Origin of the sequence: Parasulfitobacter algicola (assembly GCF_013315265.1) — a bacterium.
Lineage (GTDB): Bacteria > Pseudomonadota > Alphaproteobacteria > Rhodobacterales > Rhodobacteraceae > Parasulfitobacter > Parasulfitobacter algicola.
In genome coordinates this window covers 136,881-156,696 of the sequence record NZ_JABUFE010000005.1, presented here as the reverse complement: position 1 = coordinate 156,696, position 19,816 = coordinate 136,881, and the positions used below count along the sequence as shown (strand labels likewise).

At 52.2% G+C, this 19,816-nt stretch carries 16 protein-coding genes; 4 read left to right on the top strand and 12 right to left on the bottom strand.

Annotated elements, in window-relative coordinates:
* Positions 1–37: 37 nt before the first annotated feature.
* The gene (locus tag HRQ87_RS10575; protein ID WP_174138101.1) at positions 38–487 is read right to left on the bottom strand and encodes a component of SufBCD complex; all 450 of its coding nucleotides are present in this window, start codon (positions 485–487) and stop codon (positions 38–40) included.
* Between the two features lie 196 nt (positions 488–683).
* Here HRQ87_RS10575 and hemB point away from each other — a divergent pair, with 196 nt between their 5' ends.
* From hemB to HRQ87_RS10560, 3 genes are all read left to right on the top strand, one after another.
* Positions 684–1,691 carry a porphobilinogen synthase gene (gene hemB, locus HRQ87_RS10570; protein ID WP_174138100.1) on the top strand — a complete coding sequence of 336 codons (1,008 nt, stop codon included), beginning with the start codon at positions 684–686 and terminating at the stop codon, positions 1,689–1,691.
* Positions 1,692–1,832: 141 nt separating this feature from the next.
* Entirely contained in the window at positions 1,833–2,393 is a 561-nt protein-coding gene (locus HRQ87_RS10565) for a lipid-binding SYLF domain-containing protein (RefSeq protein WP_174138099.1), read from the top strand.
* 98 nt (positions 2,394–2,491) lie between these two features.
* Complete coding sequence (locus tag HRQ87_RS10560; RefSeq protein WP_246252073.1) at positions 2,492–3,748, top strand: Hsp70 family protein; 1,257 nt, start codon at positions 2,492–2,494, stop codon at positions 3,746–3,748.
* 72 nt (positions 3,749–3,820) lie between these two features.
* Here the strand turns inward: HRQ87_RS10560 and HRQ87_RS10555 are convergent, their stop codons facing one another.
* Positions 3,821–4,447 (bottom strand): TetR/AcrR family transcriptional regulator, encoded by a 627-nt coding sequence (locus HRQ87_RS10555; protein WP_174138098.1) that lies wholly within the window; start codon positions 4,445–4,447, stop codon positions 3,821–3,823.
* A 102-nt stretch (positions 4,448–4,549) separates the two neighbouring features.
* Positions 4,550–5,419 carry an NAD(P)-dependent oxidoreductase gene (locus tag HRQ87_RS10550; protein ID WP_174138096.1) on the bottom strand — a complete coding sequence of 290 codons (870 nt, stop codon included), beginning with the start codon at positions 5,417–5,419 and terminating at the stop codon, positions 4,550–4,552.
* A gap of 82 nt (positions 5,420–5,501) precedes the next feature.
* On the opposite strand from HRQ87_RS10550, the gene HRQ87_RS10545 reads away from it, so the two are divergent.
* Positions 5,502–7,961, top strand: a complete 2,460-nt coding sequence (locus HRQ87_RS10545) for a penicillin acylase family protein (protein WP_174138094.1) — start codon at positions 5,502–5,504, stop codon at positions 7,959–7,961.
* Positions 7,962–7,998: 37 nt separating this feature from the next.
* On the opposite strand, the gene hflX is transcribed toward HRQ87_RS10545, so the two are convergent.
* From hflX to dusB, 9 genes are all read right to left on the bottom strand, one after another.
* Positions 7,999–9,276: a GTPase HflX gene (hflX, locus tag HRQ87_RS10540; protein WP_246252068.1), complete on the bottom strand. Its 1,278-nt coding sequence runs from the start codon at positions 9,274–9,276 to the stop codon at positions 7,999–8,001.
* Between the two features lie 5 nt (positions 9,277–9,281).
* Positions 9,282–9,515 (bottom strand): RNA chaperone Hfq, encoded by a 234-nt coding sequence (gene hfq / locus HRQ87_RS10535; protein ID WP_039003554.1) that lies wholly within the window; start codon positions 9,513–9,515, stop codon positions 9,282–9,284.
* A 136-nt stretch (positions 9,516–9,651) separates the two neighbouring features.
* A complete protein-coding gene (locus HRQ87_RS10530; RefSeq protein WP_174138092.1) occupies positions 9,652–11,169 on the bottom strand; it encodes a TrkH family potassium uptake protein in 1,518 nt (505 codons plus the stop codon).
* On the bottom strand, positions 11,169–12,545 hold the full coding sequence (gene trkA / locus HRQ87_RS10525) for a Trk system potassium transporter TrkA (protein ID WP_174138090.1): 1,377 nt from the start codon (positions 12,543–12,545) through the stop codon (positions 11,169–11,171). The genes HRQ87_RS10530 and trkA overlap by 1 nt, the downstream gene beginning before the upstream one ends.
* Before the next feature lie 53 nt (positions 12,546–12,598).
* Positions 12,599–14,002, bottom strand: coding sequence for a nitrogen assimilation response regulator NtrX (ntrX, locus tag HRQ87_RS10520; RefSeq protein ID WP_174138088.1), 1,404 nt, complete (start codon positions 14,000–14,002; stop codon positions 12,599–12,601).
* An 8-nt stretch (positions 14,003–14,010) separates the two neighbouring features.
* Entirely contained in the window at positions 14,011–16,263 is a 2,253-nt protein-coding gene (locus HRQ87_RS10515) for a sensor histidine kinase NtrY-like (RefSeq protein WP_343035229.1), read from the bottom strand.
* A 97-nt stretch (positions 16,264–16,360) separates the two neighbouring features.
* Complete coding sequence (locus HRQ87_RS10510) at positions 16,361–17,725, bottom strand: response regulator (protein WP_174138086.1); 1,365 nt, start codon at positions 17,723–17,725, stop codon at positions 16,361–16,363.
* A complete protein-coding gene (locus HRQ87_RS10505) occupies positions 17,726–18,814 on the bottom strand; it encodes a two-component system sensor histidine kinase NtrB (protein WP_174138084.1) in 1,089 nt (362 codons plus the stop codon).
* The gene (gene dusB, locus HRQ87_RS10500; protein ID WP_174138230.1) at positions 18,811–19,758 is read right to left on the bottom strand and encodes a tRNA dihydrouridine synthase DusB; all 948 of its coding nucleotides are present in this window, start codon (positions 19,756–19,758) and stop codon (positions 18,811–18,813) included. Before dusB ends, HRQ87_RS10505 begins: the two co-directional genes overlap by 4 nt.
* Positions 19,759–19,816 lie beyond the last annotated feature (58 nt).

Genomic DNA, 19,816 nt, shown 5'->3' with positions numbered 1-19,816 from the left:
ATAAACAGCTTATGAAAAAAAGGCGCATTCTATTCGTTTAATACCAAGCCGTGTTATGGTTCATATTGTACCACATACCCCAGGTTGAGGTGATAAAAAGTGCAATCACCCCAATCACTTGTATCCAAAAGCGCAGACCGACAATCTGTTTGCGCAGATCGTCACCTGTAAATGATCCAGCATGTAGTTTTTTGGCTTTTTTCACGGTCATAAGTAAAACAATTGACGTTGGCAGCGCCAACATGAAAACGGCTTGCGCAAACTCAAACCCATAAAAGAACCCAAGCAAGCCAAGACCGGTCAGAACAAAGCAGAAGAATCCGGTCGCAAGATAAGCAGACCAGCCGATCAAATGAAAGATGCGGTTTACGTTGACGCGCACCATATCTTCGAAGTCCTGCTGCGGTTGCCCCCCCTGGCGCCTGGCACGTGTGATCATATCATAAGGAACACCCATGACCCAATTGGTCAGCACAGACCATATCATCAGCACCCAAATCCAATACCAAAGGCTTGAAAATGATCTGAAATTCATAAGGCGAATGGTTATTTCGTATAGGTCGCTAAAATAGGGATCACTCGTCATTCTGAACGTCTCATATACACATTTGCCATTTCCCGGGCTTGAGTGACTTGCAAAACCATGCGAACCACTATGCTATATTTAGGTCTGGCAGGTAAACATGAAACCCACCCTTGCATCATTTCCACGTTCCAGGCCGCGCAGACTGCGCAGAACGCCTGCTTTGCGCAAATTAACTGCAGAATGCAAATTATCTGTTGATGATTTAATCTGGCCGGTTTTTGTTCAAGACAGCGATATCGCCGAAACACCCGTACCGTCATTGCCCGATGTGAACCGATTGTCCATCAAACAGCTGATCCGAACAGCCGAAGAGGCGCGCGCACTCGGAATTCCAGCGATTTGCCTGTTTCCCTATATAGATCCTGCTTTGAAAACAGCGGGATGTGAAAATGCCTGGGACCCGGATAATCTGGTTAATCGCGCCATTCGCGCGCTGAAATCAGCGGTTCCGGATATCGCTGTTATGACAGATGTGGCCTTGGACCCCTATAACACATACGGGCATGACGGTATCGTAAAGGGCGATGAAATCGTCAATGATGAAACGATTTCAGCGCTTGCCAAAATGGCTGTTGCACAGGCCGATGCGGGTGCCGATATTCTGGGGCCGTCGGATATGATGGATGGCCGGATCGGCGCCATGCGCGATGCGCTAGAAAGTGCAGGGCATCACAACACCCTTATTCTAAGCTATGCTGCGAAATATGCATCTGCTTTTTATGGTCCGTTTCGTGATGCTGTCGGGGCATCAGGCGCACTTGTCGGTGACAAGAAAACCTATCAGATGGATCCAGCAAACAGTGATGAGGCACTGCGACTGGTGGAACGTGATCTGATCGAAGGCGCTGATATGGTCATGGTGAAACCCGGACAGCCTTATCTGGATATCTGTCGACGGGTTAAAGATACCTTTGGCGTGCCGACGTACGCCTATCAGGTGTCGGGCGAATACGCGATGATCCGTGCTGCAGGCGAAAAAGGTTGGATTGACGAAGATAAAGTTATGATCGAAAGCCTGATTGCGTTCAAACGCGCTGGCTGCGACGGCATTTTGACGTATTTCGCACCGCGCATGGCCAAATATCTTCATAATATTGATCAATAACCCCAACATATCGGCAGTAAAGAGCTGTATTCCACAAGATCAAGACATGACAACGCTTGAAAACCAGCGTATAAGGCCCTTAATCGCATCGCACAAAAGCATGCGAACATATAAACAACGAGCAATAATCAGGCAGCTAAAATGACACATTTCACAAGACGCAGTTTCACTTTTGCGACACTCTCTGCCCTGCCCGTCCTTGCGGCATGTGGCAATGGCATCGGCAGCAATGGCGGTAATGTAATTGACGCACGGGTCGATCAGACACTTAGCAATATGTACAATCGTTTTCCCGGAACGCGCGATCTGGCAGGGAAATCCTCGGGCATGTTGGTGATGCCACTGGTGACAGAAGCTGGATTTGGTATTGGCGGATCATATGGTCGTGGCGCGTTGCGCGTAAACGAAGCAACCGTCGATTACTATTCCGCAGCAGCCGCTAATATTGGTCTGCAAATCGGCGCACAACAATATGCACATGTTTTGTTTTTCATGACCCAGGACGCCCTGACCGAATTCCGCCGCGCCAGTGGCTGGGCGGCAGGCGCAGATCTTGAATATGCGATTAATGATCAGGGCGAAACGCTTAAAGCCGGCACCACCACATCGCTGGCCCCAGTAATTGCAGTGGTATTCGGTCAAGCCGGCTTCCGGGTCGGGGCTACGTTGGAAGGCACAAAATACACGCGCATCATCCCGTAACGATCGCGCTTGATAAAAAGGGGCAACTCATAAAGTGGGTTGCCCCATCTTTAAAACGGCATTAATCACGGCCTCTTTTCCGCAATCAGAAGCCCGTCATGCCACATACCATGCACTCATCAAATATCCTGGGCATTGATTTTGGCACCTCAAATTCGGCTGCTGGATTTATGTGCGATGGTCAGCCCAAATTGATCCCGATTGAGGGCGACGCAAACACACTGCCCACATCTTTGTTTTTTGATTTCGATGCACGCCAAACTATGATTGGATCGGCAGCAAATACTGCTTTGGTAGATGGGCTTCATGGACGTTATATGCGCGCCTTAAAACGTGTGCTTGGTACATCGTTAATGCATGAAAAGCGCCAAATCATGAACGAACGTATTAGTTTCGTTGATATAATAGGCCGCTTTATCGCCGCACTGAAACATAGGGCCGAGGCACAGACAGGCCAGCGATTTGATCATGTTTTATCCGGGCGCCCTGTTCATTTTCATACCGCCGATCTGTCTAGGGATAAGCAGGCCGAACAGGATTTGATCGAATGCTATAGGCGCGCCGGTTTTGACGAGGTTCAGTTTATGTATGAACCCGAAGCGGCCGCATTCGCCAGCGGTGATCGAATCCCTGGTCTTGGGTTGATTGTGGATATTGGCGGTGGGACGTCGGATTTTTCACTTTTCGAAACCACAACGAAGCACCCGCAGATCATTGCCAGCCATGGTATCCGGACAGGCGGCACAGATTTTGACAAAAGCATCAGTCTGACACACGTGATGCCGTTGCTGGGCAAAGACAGCCAGCTGCGTCGTGAGATGGGCGATGGCCATACGGCAATGCCCAAAGCAATTTATAATGATCTAGCCACATGGGAGATGATCCCATTTTTGTATAATGGGAAAACGCAACGCGATGTCGCACAAATGCGCCGTCTTGCGATAGAGCCGGAAAAACTGAAACGCCTTGAAACCGTTCTGGAAATGGAACTGGGTCACGAAATGGCCTTTGCTGTGGAAAGCGGTAAAATTGAAGCCAACACTGCGGCAGAGGGTTTAAATCACATTGTATTGAACCTGATCCAAGATGACCTGACCGCACCCATCACTAAGGCCAGTCTGGATGGTGCGATCCGGCAACACGCTGCAGACATAAGTGAGGCCGCAAAAGAAACATTGCATATGGCACAATGCAGTCAAACGGATGTGAAGCAGATCATCTATGTCGGCGGATCCAGCCTGATGAGTTGCGTTCATAACAGTATGACAGATATTTTCCCAACAGCAGAACACCGTTATTCTGATGTTTTCACTGCAGTTGCTGATGGCCTTACCTTGGCCACTGAAATTTTTTGAACGACCGTTCCATAAAATCCAGATCAAATCTGACTGATCACTATTCTGTAAAAACTGGCTTATTTACAGCTTTTACGCCTGTTTCACCTGAACCAGAGCGTCATCCACAATAGTTTGCAAAGTGCTTTCATCCGCGCCCGATCTGGCCAGTACCACCATACCATTGACCAAAGCAGTCAAATAAACAGATAGACGATCTGCATCCTGAACAGATATTTCACCCCGTTCAGCTGCTCTGACAAGGGGCCGGCGAATAGTATCAACAAAATCCTGATTGGCCGTTTTAAGTGCCTTATCAATAAGCGGATCTGCCCCCGCCATTTCCAATGTGGAATTACACCTTAAACACCCATCTGGCATATCACCACCGGTCAGACGCGCGACAGATGCCCCAAGAATACGTTCAAGCACTAGCACTGTATCGGGCTCGTCCTGCATCGCTTGGGTAACCCAGTCCGCAAATTTCTGACTATAGTTTTCGATGGCCGCAATGAATAATCCGCGCTTATCACCGTAACTTTGATAAAGACTGGCGCGTGCGGCACCACTGGCTTTGACCAGATCATCCAGCGATGTCGCGCGATAACCGTTTTGCCAGAACGTCATCATGATCGCATCTTTGGCAGCCGCATCATCAAACCCTTTAGGGCGACCCCGGGGTCGTTTTTTATCTTGATCAATTACCTTTGGGCTGCTCATGTCGAAAGGCCTTTTATACTTTATAGACCACACAGTCTAGATGAAACCATCAACATACAAAGTAGGGCGCTGGAATTCAGCACATAGGGTTTAGTCAGATCCCTACATTGCGCGCAGACGTTTGATCAGGCTTGAGGTATCCCAACGACCCCCGCCCATATTCTGAATGTCCTTATAATATTGGTCAATCATGGCCGTTCCCGGCAGGCTGGCACCATTTTCGTCAGCTGTTGACAGACAAATACCCAAATCCTTGCGCATCCAGTCGACGGCAAATCCGTGGTTAAATTCATCATCCATCATGGTCGCGTGACGATTAACCATTTGCCAACTGCCAGCGGCACCGCCTTGAATCACATCAACAACGGCCTTGGCATCCAGCCCTGCTTTTTCGGCGAAATGCAGACCCTCGGACAGTCCTTGCAGCAGCCCTGCAATGCAAATCTGATTAACCATCTTGGTCAACTGCCCTGCCCCCGACGGCCCCATCAATTTGCAGATCTTGCCATAGGCTTCAATGACGGGTTCGATGCGGGCATAGGCACCGTCATCACCGCCGCACATGATCGATAACGCACCATTTTCGGCCCCCGCCTGCCCACCAGAAACTGGCGCGTCGACAAAACTGATCTGACGAGCGTCTGCGTGATCATACATCTCGCGCGTCACTTTGGCAGAAACGGTCGTGTGATCCACGAAAACCGTTCCGTCTGACATTGCGGCCAAGGCCCCGTTTTCGCCCAAACAGACCTGACGCAAGTCATCGTCATTGCCGACACATGACATCACGAAATCAGCGCCCTTAACTGCATCCGCCGGTATTTTTCCGAAATGACCGCCGAATTCCTCGACCCATTTTTCAGCCTTTGCCGTCGTCCGATTATAGACCGTCACGCTGTGACCTGCTTTCGCTAGATGGCCTGCCATCGGGTATCCCATCACGCCCAAACCTAGAAATGCGACATTCGCCATTTTTACTGCCCCTTGCATTGCATTCTGAATATATGTCAGTCCCTATCCAACAGCAGTGCGCACATCACCACAAGGGGCATCAATGGCATTTGTTTTTCGCTGGCTTCTCAGACTAACGACCGGGCTTTTGGTACTTGCGTTTTTGGCGTTTCTTTTGATCTATTATTTCGCCTCACGATCCTTGCCAGATTATAATGCCGATCATCAGGTCGCAGGGCTGTCCGCCCCACTTGAGATTGTGCGCGATAACGCAAATGTGCCACATATCTTTGGCGAAACAGATAGCGATGTGTTTTTCGGGCTTGGGTATGCACATGCGCAGGATCGGCTGTGGCAGATGATGATGTTGCGTCGCACAGCCCAGGGACGACTGTCAGAGCTGTTCGGCGAACGCACCTTAAATATCGATAAGCTGATCCGACGGCTGGATTTATACGGTGTCGCGCGCCAATCGGTTGAGGTTCAGGACGAACGCACAATGGCCGCCCTGAAAGCATATGCGGCCGGTGTGAATGCGCGGATGACGCAAGTGAATGAACAGGCCCTTGGTCGTGGCGCCCCGGAATTTTTTCTGTTTTCCAATCAGATTGCCCCGTGGCAACCCGCAGATTCTATTGCGATCATCAAACTGATGTCACTTCAACTGTCCGCGCACCTAGAAGAAGAGGTGCTGCGCGCCCGCACGTCCCTTATCTTGCCTCAGGAACGCCTGTTGGATATTTTGCCCGACGCACCCGGTGATGGGATTGCAGCAATGCCATCCTATTCCAGCATCATGCCGGGGCTGCCGCAGTACAGCGAAGCTGCCGACCAGCCCTTTGATCCTTTATCGCCATTTCTGGCGCGTCCCTTTGCGGGTGCGTCAAACGTATGGGCCGCTGATCCGTCGCGGGCAGCTGCCGGTGGTACGCTTTTGGCCAACGATCCGCATCTGGGCTTCACGGCCCCTGCGATCTGGTATCTGGCACGGGTTGAGCTGGAAGCAGGTGGCGTAATCGGTGGAACCATTCCTGGTGTGCCGGTCATTTTGGTGGGTCGAACGAAAAATCTGGGCTGGGGTCTGACCACCGCATATGCCGATGATCAGGATGTATATCTAGAAGAACTGAACCCGACCAGCCCGAATGAATATCGCACGCCTGATGGGTTCAAGCCCTTTCGCACGCGTCCGTCCATCATCAACGTCAAGGACGCAGACCAAGTCACAATCGATCTGCGCTGGACAGAAAACGGACCTGTTCTGCCGGGATCACATTACGGATTAGGCACTATCATTCGCCAAGGCTATGTGACCAGTCTGGCCTGGACAGCGCTTAGTCCCGCCGACACATCGCTAAGTGCGGGTATGGCCCTGATGCGGTCAAATTCGATCATAGAGGGGATGGAAGCCACCAAAGATTATATCGCCCCAGTCCAAAACCTTGTGCTGGCCGATCAAAATTCAATCGCGTTAAAAACCATCGGCGCCATCCCAAAACGCAATCCGCTGCACCAAACCCAAGGGCGTCTGCCCAGTCCCGGTTGGGTTGTGACAAACCGCTGGCAGGGGCGTCTGGATTACAGTCTAAATCCTGAAGTGATCGCCCCCGATGGTGGTATTTTAGGCAATACAAATAACAAGGTCACAGACCGCCCTTTTCCCGAACATGTCAGCTTTTTTTATCCCGACAGTCAACGCATTCTGCGCTGGCGCAAGCTGATGCAGGATCGCAAAGTTCACACGCGCGAAAGCTTTATCGAGGCGCAGTTGGATACGGTATCAAATACCGCCGTGACGCTTCTGTCACTTGTGGGCGCGGATCTGTGGTTCACCGGCGAAGCTGCCCCCGACGGCACCCCCGAACGTCGCCGTCAAGACGCATTGGCATTGCTTGGCAACTGGAATGGCGAGATGAATGAACACATGCCAGAACCGCTTTTATACGCTGCATGGTTGCGTGCGCTGCAAGATCGATTGATCCAGGATGAACTGGGGCCACTGACCCGTGAGTTTACGCATGTGGAACCCCTGTTCATCGAACGCGTCTATCGCGATGTCGATGGCGCAGCAGTATGGTGCGATGTGGTGCAATCCAGCCCAATCGAGACATGTGCAGAAATGGCGCAACTGGCGTTGGACGATGCGCTGGTCTGGATCGATGAAACTTATGGCACCACGCTGGAAAGCCTGAGATGGGGCAACGCGCATGAGGCAACGCATGATCACCCAGTTCTGGGCGACACACCAGGCCTGAGTTGGTTCGTGAATATTCGCCAATCGACCAGCGGTGGGGATAACACTTTGCTGCGCGGTCGCACCATTGGCACAGGGCCTGACCCGTTTCTAAACGTCCATGGTGCTGCGTTTCGCGGAGTTTATGACTTTGCCGATCCTGACAGTTCGGTCTTTATCATCTCAACAGGACAATCGGGCCATCCCTTAAGCCGTTATTATGATGATCTGGGGCAACTGTGGCGGCGGGGTGAATATATACCGATGTCCCTTGATCCGGACCTTGCGCGCGCTGCCGCCGTTGGCGTCACAGTTCTGACACCGCGATAAAAGAAATCCCGCAAGCACTGAAAAAACAGTAAAACTCTTACACAATCGCCTGATAAGCCTGACGATGGCGCTTTGACCATCGCACATCCAACTGCCACCCGTCATCAGTCTGCAGTTCATCTTCAACCAGGTTCTTTTCGTAAAGCCAGGCCCGCGCCCTACCCCGATCAAAAGGCACCAAGATCTGGTCATCATATTTTGGATCCTGCAGCGCACCGCTAACCGCTGACAAAAGTTGGTCCAGCCCATCCCCCGTCAAAGCAGAGACGGCAAATATCTCGTCGCTTCGATCTGCCTGGGTTTGCAATGCATCCCGGCGGTCTGCATCAAGCCTGTCGATCTTATTCCAAATCTCTAACCTTGGGGCAGTTTCATCAACACCAAGCTCGGCCAGAATATCGTCTACATCGGCTGCCTGTTCCTGCGATTCAGGATGCGAGATATCGCGCACATGCAAAATCAGATCGGCGTCCAGAACCTCTTCCAGTGTTGCGCGGAATGCAGCGACAAGTTGCGTCGGCAGGTCCGAGATAAATCCAACTGTGTCGGACAAGATAATCTCGTCCGCAGATGGCAGTGTCAGACTGCGCATCGTGGGGTCAAGTGTAGCGAACAGCATGTCTTTTACCATCACATCTGAGCCCGTCAACCTGTTGAAAAGCGTTGATTTTCCTGCATTGGTATAGCCCACGAGTGCCACCACAGGAAATGGAACCTTGGCCCGTGCCGCACGGTGAAGCGCACGAGTTTTAACCACTTTAGAAAGTTGTCGTTTGATCCGGTTGATCGCATCGTCAATCGCACGCCGGTCGGCCTCAATCTGGGTTTCACCAGGACCGCCCACAAAACCAAGTCCACCGCGCTGACGTTCAAGGTGCGTCCATGCACGGACAAGCCGTGTGCGTTGATAGCTAAGGGCAGCCATTTCGACCTGCAGTACCCCTTCACGTGTGCGCGCACGGTCCGAAAAAATCTCAAGGATCAACCCGGTGCGGTCCAACAGTTTGACACGCCATTCCCGTTCCAGGTTACGTTGTTGAACGGGGGTGACAGGACCATCGACCAAGACCAGCCCAATATCTTCATCTTTGAATATCTGGCCCAATTCTTCGATCTTACCCGACCCGAAAAGCAAACCCGGGTGCGCTTTGGGCAGTCGCACAACGTCTGATCCGGCAATATATAAATCGGGCAAGGCATGTGCCAAGGAAACGGCTTCGTCCAAAGCAAATTCAGGACTGCGGCGCCCGGGATCATTTTTTATGTCAGGATGCAGCACCCAAGCGCGCATCGCGCCGGGGTCATCAGAAGCCATAACGATTATTCTTCACCGTCATACAGGCTGATGGGCTGTGATGGCATAATTGTTGAAATGGCATGTTTATACACCAGCTGCGACTGGCCATCGCGACGCAAAAGCACGCAAAAGTTGTCAAACCAGGTAATGACACCCTGTAATTTCACCCCATTGATCAGAAAAATCGTAACCGGAACTTTTGTTTTACGTACGTGATTTAGAAATGCATCCTGCAAATTCTGCTTATCGGCAGCCATCGCCCTTACCCTTTTTTCTTATACGGTCGTTTGCCGACCTGCGTTCCCCTCGTTCTGTCCTAAAGTATGTAGCGGCAGGTGAAAAGATTCCACCCCTAAAAACAGTCCGTTATGGCGCTATTTCGCACATGCCGCATTAGCTGCGCCAGAACTCAGGGTTTAGCAGGGCCACAATGGCCAAGGTTTCCAACCGACCCAAGACCATCGCACCGATCAAAATGATCTTGGCCGGATCCGTTAAACCCGCATATGAGATTGGAGTTTCCGCAGCAATAGATGCTAACGGTCCGGTTGTAGATAATGCAGCCACAGTGAGCACCATCGAAGTTTCAAACTGCAAACCGGTCAGCGACAATAACGTCATAATGGCCGCCACAGATAACGCAAAAAGCATGAAAAATATCCATGCGATATATGCCCCCTGCCGCCTAATTTTACGTCCGTGCCTGCCCGACCGCGCCACGGATGACGGGTGGATCAAACGTTCAATCTCGCGTTGACCATGCTTGTAAAGCGCGTAGACCCGCAGCAGTTTCACGCCCCCTGCTGTCGTCGCGACCCCACCGCCAAGCAGCGCAAGCCCCATCAAGATCAAACCCGGCGTACCCAGACCAGACCAATCCCGTGCCGTGGCCCAATCGGCCGAAGCAAACCCGGTTGTCGTCAGGAACGACAATACCGTGAACATACCGCCCCACAAGGCGCGAAGTGCTGCCAGACTGTCCTGTTGGCCCTGCACGTCATAGGCTCCGATCCAATGACGCAAGAATAAAAACAGCGGGATTGTTATCATCAAAACAACTGCAATTCTAATTTCGGGATCACTTTGCAGCTGAGAAAATCGTCGCGCGTTCTGGTCCCTGCTGAACGTCATACGCGACACAGCAAGCATCAAAAACAAAAATACCAAAATTTCACCGAACCGACCTGATGCGCTTTGTTCAAGCCCTCCGACGGGAGATATACCACTGGTCGAAATCACGGACATTGCATGACAAATCGCTGTCAGCGCATCATCACCCAATAGTGCCAGAACCACCCATAAAAACGCAGTTGTTCCAACGTAAACAGGCAGCAGGTCCAGCGTAAATCGCAACAGGCGTTCAGATGGATCTGCGATGCGGATGAATTGCGTATAAGTCTCGCCGCTTTGATTCGCGTTGTCTTCCGCTGTTACCTCAAATCCGCCGAGGTTCATTGGCGCCAGAATAGCCAGCGCTGTAACCCACATCAAAAATCCACCCATCCATGCGACCATGGCGCGCCAAAGATGCAAACTAGGCGGCAAGCGTGCGGGATTATCAAAAATCGTGGCCCCTGTTGTGGTTAGGCTGGATACCATTTCAAAATAGGAATTCAGGAAGGTTGTTGTGCGCAACGCTTCGTTGAATGGAATGGCAAGCATGACAGGCAACAGCACGAAAGCGGCCATCAACGACAATAATTGACTGCGGGCCGCATGGTTGGGTTGATAATTCGATGTGGCGATGCCCAGCATCCCGGTCAGCATCAAAAACAGCGTTGCCCCATAAAAAAATGTGCGGGCTTCGTGCATATCTCGCAACGCAAAAGCATGGATCGCAGGCAGATACATAGCCACTGCACCGATGCCCATCAGCAAGACAAACAGCGGCAGTTTCATCAACCATTGCATCAGAAAAAATCGATAGAGACTTGAAGTAAACGTTCCACCTCGGGCACGTCCGCGGCCATACAAAACAGCGCGATCACATCGCTTTCATTAATCCGCGTGCTGCCTGTCGGCTTGATAACCTCATCGCCCTTCATCACGCCGCCAACCAACACGCCTTCGGGAAAATCAATTTCCTTGATCCGCTTTCCTGCAATGGACGATGTGGACAAAACCTGTGCTTCGATCATCTCGGCTTCGGCATCGCCGATGGAATAGACCGCCCGCACACGCCCTTGCCTGATATGACGCAGAATCGAACTGACCGTGGTCGAGCGCGGATTGATATAAGCATCAATATCAAGGGGCCCCAGAATAGACACAAGCGTGGGGTCATTTACGAGACAGATTGCCATAGGGCATCCATTTGCTTTGGCCCGTACCGCACTGAGAATATTGGTTTTATCGTCATCCGTCACACATAAAACCGCATCTGCACGATCAATGTTCGCCTCAAGCAAAAGGTTGCGATCCAGACCATCGCCATTCAACACGATTGTCCGTTCCAAAATGTCAGCCGCCCGTTCTGCACAGTTGCGGTTCTTTTCGATCACCTTGGCGCGGATCCGTTTGGTGCGGCTTTCCAATTCGCGGGCGACCGCCAAACCAACGTTGCCCCCGCCGATGATCACCACACGTTCCTGTTTTTTGACACTTTTGCCAAAAATTTCCAACGTACGGCCAACATCTTCTTTATTCGTGAAAATATAGCAGTCATCGCCAGGAAATAGTTGATCACCTGCTTCAGGTGCGAACAGTTTTCCGCCCCGTCGAACACCCACAACAATTGCACGTAATGTTGAAAACAGATCCGTCAACTGACGCAATGGGGTGTTGACCACAGGGCAATCCTGCCCGATTTTGATACCTAAAAGTTTGGCGCGCCCATCCAGAAAATTTTCAGTGTCAAAAGCGGCAGGTGCTGCAAGGCGTTGCAATGCCGCCTCGGCCACTTCCTTTTCAGGGCTGATCACAACATCGATAGGCATGTGATCACGGCGATAAAGATCGGAATAAATCGCATCCAGATAGGATTGCGACCGCAAACGCGCGATCTTGCGTGGAACGGAAAAAACCGAATGCGCGACCTGACAGGTGACCATGTTCACCTCGTCTGAGTGCGTGGCGGCAATCACCATATCGGCGTCTTTGGCCCCTGCCCGTTCCAGAATATTGGGATAGCTGGCGAACCCGGCGATGCCTTGCACGTCAAGCACATCTGTCGCTCGGCGCACCAGTTCGGCGTTATTGTCAACGACTGTTACATCGTTTCTTTCGCCAGACAAATGGCGCGCAATTTGCCAGCCCACTTGCCCTGCACCGCATATGATAACCTTCATCCGTGCGTCCCTTGTCGCCAAGCCTTAAGCGTTTGCACGTTGATCGCCGCGCGTCAATCGACCGTATCTTCGATATAGGCCACACGGGCACCTGCTTTGTTAGACGTGACAACCCCAAGGGATTTCAACTTGCGATGCAAAGCCGAACGTTCCATCCCGACAAAAGTTGCGGTGCGACTGATATTGCCGCCAAAACGGTTTATCTGGGTCAGTAGATATTCCCGTTCAAACAACTCGCGCGCCTCGCGCAGGGGCAATGTAGCCAACCCGCCAGACAGCACGATCCTGCCTTCGTCTTGCGCCGGGGCGTCCTGTTGTGGCAGTTCCTTGGCTTCGATCGGACCAGAGTTGTCGCCCATGATCAACACCCGTTCGACCACATTTTTCAACTGCCGCACATTGCCAGGCCAGTCCATCGTCTGCATCAATGCTTCTGCCTCGTCCGAGATATCGCGCAATGGCAAACCTTGCGATGCATTAAACGCCTTGATGAAATAATCCGCCAAAACCGGAATGTCTTCACGGCGTTCATCCAAACCGGGCACATGAACCGGCACAACGTTCAAGCGGTGATACAGCTCTTCGCGGAACCGGCCACCCAGAATTTCAGTTTCAAGATTTCGATTGGTCGATGAAATAACCCGCAGATCAACACTGACCTTATCGGCACCGCCCACGCGCTGAAATTCCTGATCCACAAGAACGCGCAGAATTTTCGATTGCGTACCAAGGGGCATGTCGGCAATTTCGTCAAAATACAGAATGCCACCATTGGCTTCTTCAAGCAGTCCAGGTTCGATACCGCGGTCAGAGCTTTCGCGACCGAACAGAACATCCTCCATCCGGTCTGGCGCGATAGAGGCAGAATTGACACTGATAAAAGGCCCATTTGCACGTGACGAATTGGCATGGATATAGCGCGCGGCGACTTCTTTGCCAGCACCGGCGGGCCCGGACAACATTACGCGGCTATTTGATTTTGTTACTTTTTCAAGCTGTGATTTCAATGCCTTGAACGTAGCACTTGAACCAATCATCTCACTGGAGGATACATCCTTGCGCCGCAGTTCACTGTTTTCACGCCGCAAACGCGATGTTTCCATCGCACGGGATATCACAACCATCAACTGATCAATATTGAATGGCTTCTCGATGAAATCATATGCACCCTGTTTGATCGCCGCGACTGCAATTTCGATATTCCCGTGACCCGATATAATGACCACCGGCACCTCGGGCATATCACGTTTGACCTTTTTCAGAATATCGATCCCGTCCATGTTGCTGTCTTTCAGCCATATGTCCAAAATCATCAGCGCAGGGCGACTTTCGGTCAGCGATTTGATGCAATCTTCTGAATTTGCGGCCAGCTTCACCTCATAGCCTTCGTCTTTCAGAATATCGCCGATCAGTTCGCGGATGTCTCGTTCGTCGTCAGTAATTAAGATATGGCTCATAGGTCACCTCAAGCGGTTTCTTCTATTTTTAGGGTTTCGGTTTGCGCCACACGCGGCAGACGTATTTCTGCCAGTGCGCCAGCGTGGTCATTTCCTTCAAAAACGGGGGCATCCACCAATTGCAGACTGCCACCGTGTTCTTCGATAATTTTCTTGACGATCGGCAGGCCAAGCCCCGTGCCCTTGTCGCGGGTCGTAACATAGGGTTCAAACAGACGCGCGCGATCTTTGGGTAGGCCGATACCGTTATCCGCGATTTGGATAACAACCTCATCTTCGGTCAGTGACATGGAAACGTGAACTTCAGGGCTGAAGCTATTTGGGTTTCGCTTTTCTATATAAGTTTCAATGGCTTCCCCCGCGTTTTTAATTAGGTTTGTCAAAGCTTGCCTAATCATTGTCGCGTCAACATTTGCAAAAACAGTCTGTGTTGGCAGATCAGATTTCAGCGTTATATCCTGTGCACTGCCTTGCAAAAGTACGGCTGCCTGCACCAATGCGGTGACATCTTCGTCTTTCTTGGCAGGTTCCGGCATGCGGGCAAATTTGGAAAATTCATCCACAATGCGCCGTAAATCATTGGTTTGACGTACGATCACATCGGTCATTTGATCCAGGTCTTCAGGCACTTCGACCTGAGGGCGAAATTTTCGTTTGATACGCTCTGCGGACAGCTGGATCGGTGTCAGCGGGTTCTTGATTTCGTGCGCGATACGACGCGCCACATCACCCCAAGCCGCCATGCGTTGCGCGCTGACCAGATCAGTCACATCCTCAAATGCCACAACATAACCGTCCAAGGCCCCGTCTTCGTGACGCCGCAAGGATAATCGCACCAATAGCGTTTCTGTTTTACCGTAACGTGTAATCTGGATTTCTTCCTGCACCACTTCGCTTTTGCTGCCAGGCAACCGATCAAACAATGCACCAAATTCCGGTACGGCCAAGCCAATTACGCGCGCTTCAGATGCATCAATATTCAAAAGACGCTCAGCCGATTTATTCACAAAAGTCACGGCCCCGCCGGCATCCAACCCGATCACCCCTGATGTGACCGAACTTAGCACGGAGTCAAACAGCCGCCTGCGTCGTTCGATCTGCTGAGTGTTGTCCAACAGTGTCTCGCGTTGCGCTTTCAGTTGGCGTGTCATCTGATTGAAATAGCGCCCCAACATGGCGATTTCATCATCGCCGCGTTCTTCGCGCACCTGAACACTTAGATCACCCATACCGACCTGTTGTGCCGCCCCCGCCAAACGCCCCACCGGGCGTGACAGCCGTTCTGCAAACCATAGCCCCAGCCAGATCGACGCCAGGATCAAAGTGACGGCAAAACCCAGATAAAACAGACCGAAATCGAATACCATCCGGCCGCGCTGCGTTTCCAGTTGCTGATAAAGCGTCGCTGTTTGCTGTGTGTCATCCAGCAGTTTCAGCAGATTTCCATCCACTTCCCGCGTGACATAAATATAATGGTCTAGATACCCGCGAAGAGGCATCAGACCGCGGTATTCATCGCGATCAGGATCTTCGATCAGTACCAATTCGTACTGTCGGGCCTGCGCGATTACAGCAGACTCTGGTTTTTCGAAATTGAACAAGTAACTGCCGTCGCCACGGGCGCGAATATTGCCTTGGCCGTCGATGATATAAATTTCGGTCAGATTGTTCAGCAAAAATGTCTGAATACTGTTTTCGTCATTCAGAAATTTGCGCAATTCACCGTCATCAACGATGCCCCTGTCGTTACGAAGGCTGTTCAGATCGGCAGCCAGCAACAGGGTATCGCGTGCAATAGCCTCGCGTTGTTCAGACTCGTAAGCTTGCGCTGCTGCCAGGGATGTTCCCACCACATTGCTGACGCGGTCCGAAAACCATCCTTCAAGTCCGATGTTGATGGTCAATCCAGCAAAAATCGCAACCAGAACCGTTGGCACCAACGCCACAATCGCGAAAACACCCGTCAAACGAAGGTGCAGGCGCGACCCTGCAGATCTGGCCCGCCGTGCCGCCACAATCCGTGCCACGCGTTGCATCACCAGCGTTGCAATAATTAGCACATAGACCAGATCGGCCATCAGCACCAACCGCAGACCAACGACAGATCCGCCAACGGCAAAAGGCCCAAAAACAACAAAGGTGGCCACAGCCAATACCGGACCCATGGCAATAACGCCAAACGTCAGCCAGAACTTCAGCCGTTTGTATTCATTCAAACGACTGAGCGTATTCCAGAAAGACCCGCGCACAGATGCTGACAAGCCTGCTCTCTCCTGATGTGTTGCGCCCGCAACGTACCGCTATATTTTGTGGCTTCGTCATCGACTGACGCCGATCGGCCACGGTTCTGTTGCGGTTTTACATCAATTTACGGCGGCGTGTCACGCGGATATCGAGATCAGTGATCTTCTTTCGCAAAGTATTCCGGTTAATTCCAAGTAAATCAGCACATTTTGCCTGATTTCCACCCGTCGCATCCAAAGCGATTTCGATCAGCGGTAGCTCTACCTCTTTCAAGATTCGCTGATACAGTCCCGATGGCGGCAATACCCCGCCATGCAGATCGAAATAGCGGCGCAGATGTTTATAGACGGAACTAGATAGTTTTTCGCCCTCGCCCCCGCCGACCAGTGGTTCCATAGCTGGCTGGTTGCCCAACATCATTTCGACCTGGGACCTCGATATATCATCTTCGGCTGATGTCACGACAAGACGCCGGATCGCGTTTTCAAGCTGCCGCACATTACCCGGCCAGCTGTAGGCACGGATCAGATCTGTGGCGCCCTCGGTCAATCGTTTAGTCGCATTGCCATCGCGTTCCGCACGGGCCAGAAAATGATCCGCCAGCAGCGGAATATCATCAACCCGTTCGCGCAAAGCCGGTACATTTACGGTCACACCGCCAAGGCGATAGAATAAATCTTGACGGAAGGCCCCCTGCTCCATCCGGTGCATCAAATCGGCCTGACTGGTGGCCATGATCCGCGGGGCGTTCTCACCCAGGCTGTCCAGCATGCGTACGATGCGCGCCTGTGCCTCAAGGCTAAGATCGCCAACTTCATCAAAAACCAGTGATCCGCCTTTGGCACGGCTTAGCACAGTGGCCGGACCTTCCATTCCTTCCAGATCGGCAGCGCTGACCACAACATAAGGCAGCGGGCGACGGTCGGAAAAATCGTGAATGGCCTTTGCGATCAAGGATTTGCCCGTACCGCTTTCGCCCGTAACCAGAACGGTCAACTCTGTGTTCATGACCCGCGCCACAAGCCGGTAAAGCGCCTGCATCAACGGCGTACGACCAACCAGCGGCAGATCATCCGACGGCTTTGCCCCATCCACTTTGGGCGCAGGCGCACGACGCTTTACTTCAAGCGCCTTGGCGGCACGTTTCATCAGATCAGGCAGATCAAAGGGCTTGGGCAGATAATCATAGGCCTCGGCCTCGGCCGCCTGAATGGCTGTCATGATCGTGTTTTGCGCCGAAATTACGATGACCGGCAGCCCTGGGCGTTCCTGTCCGATCTTCGGCAACGCCTCAAGACCGTTTCCATCAGGCATGACCACATCTGAAATCACCAAATCGCCTTTGCCTTCTTCGACCCACCGCAGCAGTGTCATCAGGCTTGAGGTGGCGTGTACCTTGCACCCCGCACGGGTCAATGCTTGCGTCAGCACCGTTCTGATCGTGCGGTCATCATCAGCGACAAGTACGGTTCCGTCCATTTAGTGTGTCTCCACGTTTAATCTGCGGGTTTCATCAGTGGTGATCGGCAGGGAAATACGAAACACCGTGTGGCCGGGCACTGAATCAACTGCGACCCAACCATCGTGTTCCGTAATAATCTTCGACACCAGTGCCAGCCCAAGCCCGGTGCCATTTTCGCGGCCCGATACAAACGGCTCGAACAGGGTATTTTCAACGGCAGGTGGCAAGCCTGGGCCGTCATCTATGATCTCGACCAGCAGAGGGGCCGAAACTGTCGTGCCATCCTTACGGCGCAGCCTTAGGGACAAATCATATGAGGTTTTCAACCTGATCGTGCCCCCATTATTACCCGCCGCTTCACTAGCATTTTTCAAAAGGTTCAGAAAGACTTGCAACAGCTGATCGGCGTCTCCTAGCGTAGGGGGAAGCGACGGATCGTATTCTTCAACAAATGCCATGGATGCACCAAACCCGACCATTGCGGATTTCCGCGCACGGTCCAGCACATCATGGATATTCACGCGGTTCTTATCCGGCGGACGCAGGTTTCCGAACTGTTCAACCTGTTCCAGCAACTTTACGATTCGTCTACTTTCGGCGACGATCAGATCAGTCATCTCAAGATCGCCATTAGACAGGTTCATCGACAAAAGCTGTGCGGCCCCAGTGATGCCCGCAAGTGGATTTTTGATTTCATGAGCAAGCATTTCAGCCATGCCGATTGCGGATTGCGCTGCAGACTGGGCGCCTTTTGGCCGACTAAGGCGGGCCACAAGTTCGCGCGGCGAGATCAGAAAAATCATTTGACCATCGCTGCCCGTTAGGGGTGCGATCTGAATGTTGCACATCACACCAGCCCGGCCCGGTGCGCCGACATCTATATCATTGACATACAGAACCGAATGGTCGCGACGGGCGCGGGCAAAAGCATCTTCAAGCGGTGCATCAACCCGTATCTTTTCCCAAAATGAAGCATTCCTCAAAGACTTGCGCGATGTGTTCAAGAACCCTTCTGCAGCAGGATTTGCATCGACGATATGATCATCTGACGCCACAAGAAGCGCAGGTGTGGGAAGCGATGTCCAAAGATCGTCATCCATACTCATGCAGCTAACCCGGTTTGCATTGCAAGCGCGTCAGGCAACAGGCGGATCACCTCAGTCGATGTAGCGGTCAGGACAGATTTTCGCAGACCAGCCCCCGTGCCCGCATAATCCATGTACCAACCCAGATGCTTACGGGCGACGCGGCCCCCCAGATCGACGCCGTAAAATGACAACATGTTATCGTAATGGGTGCTGACCATATCGACAAAACTGCGCCCTGTCGGGATATCGGGCGCCTTTGTTCCGAATAGCTGCGCAGAAACCTGTGCCAACAGCCACGGACGGCCCTGTGCACCCCGGCCAATCATCACACCATCCGCACCAGAGGCGTGCAGCGCCTGACGGGCGGTTGCTGCATCTATGATGTCGCCGTTGGCAATAACCGGGATGCTGACGGCCTGTTTAACCGCTGCAATGGCTTTCCAGTCTGCGTGACCTTTATAAAATTGGCATCGCGTCCGACCATGGATTGTGATCATCGCGATCCCCGCCGCTTCGGCACGCTGTGCCAGATCAGGCGCATTCATCAGATCATCGTCCCATCCCAGACGGGTTTTCAGTGTCACGGGTATTTTCACCGCCGTCACCACGGCGTCGATCAATCCAAGCGCATGATCCAGATCTTTCAACAGCGCCGATCCAGAATAACCGTTCACGACCTTTTTAGCTGGACATCCCATGTTGATATCAATGATCTGCGCGCCGTTTGCTTCGACCATCCTTGCCGCTTCAGCCATCCATTTTGCATCGCGCCCGGCAAGTTGAACGGCAGTGTTGGCGATGTCAAATCCCAGCTCGGCGCGTTCGCGCACGCCCGGCTTGGCCTGAACCATTTCCTGACTTGCGACCATTTCGCTGACCACGCGCCCAGCACCAAACCGCGACACAAGTGTCCGGAACGGCAAATCTGTTATTCCAGCCAAAGGGGCCAGGAAAACGGGCATCTGAAGTGGGCTTTGCGCCACCGGAATGGACAAATGATTAATCCTTAAGCGTTTCACA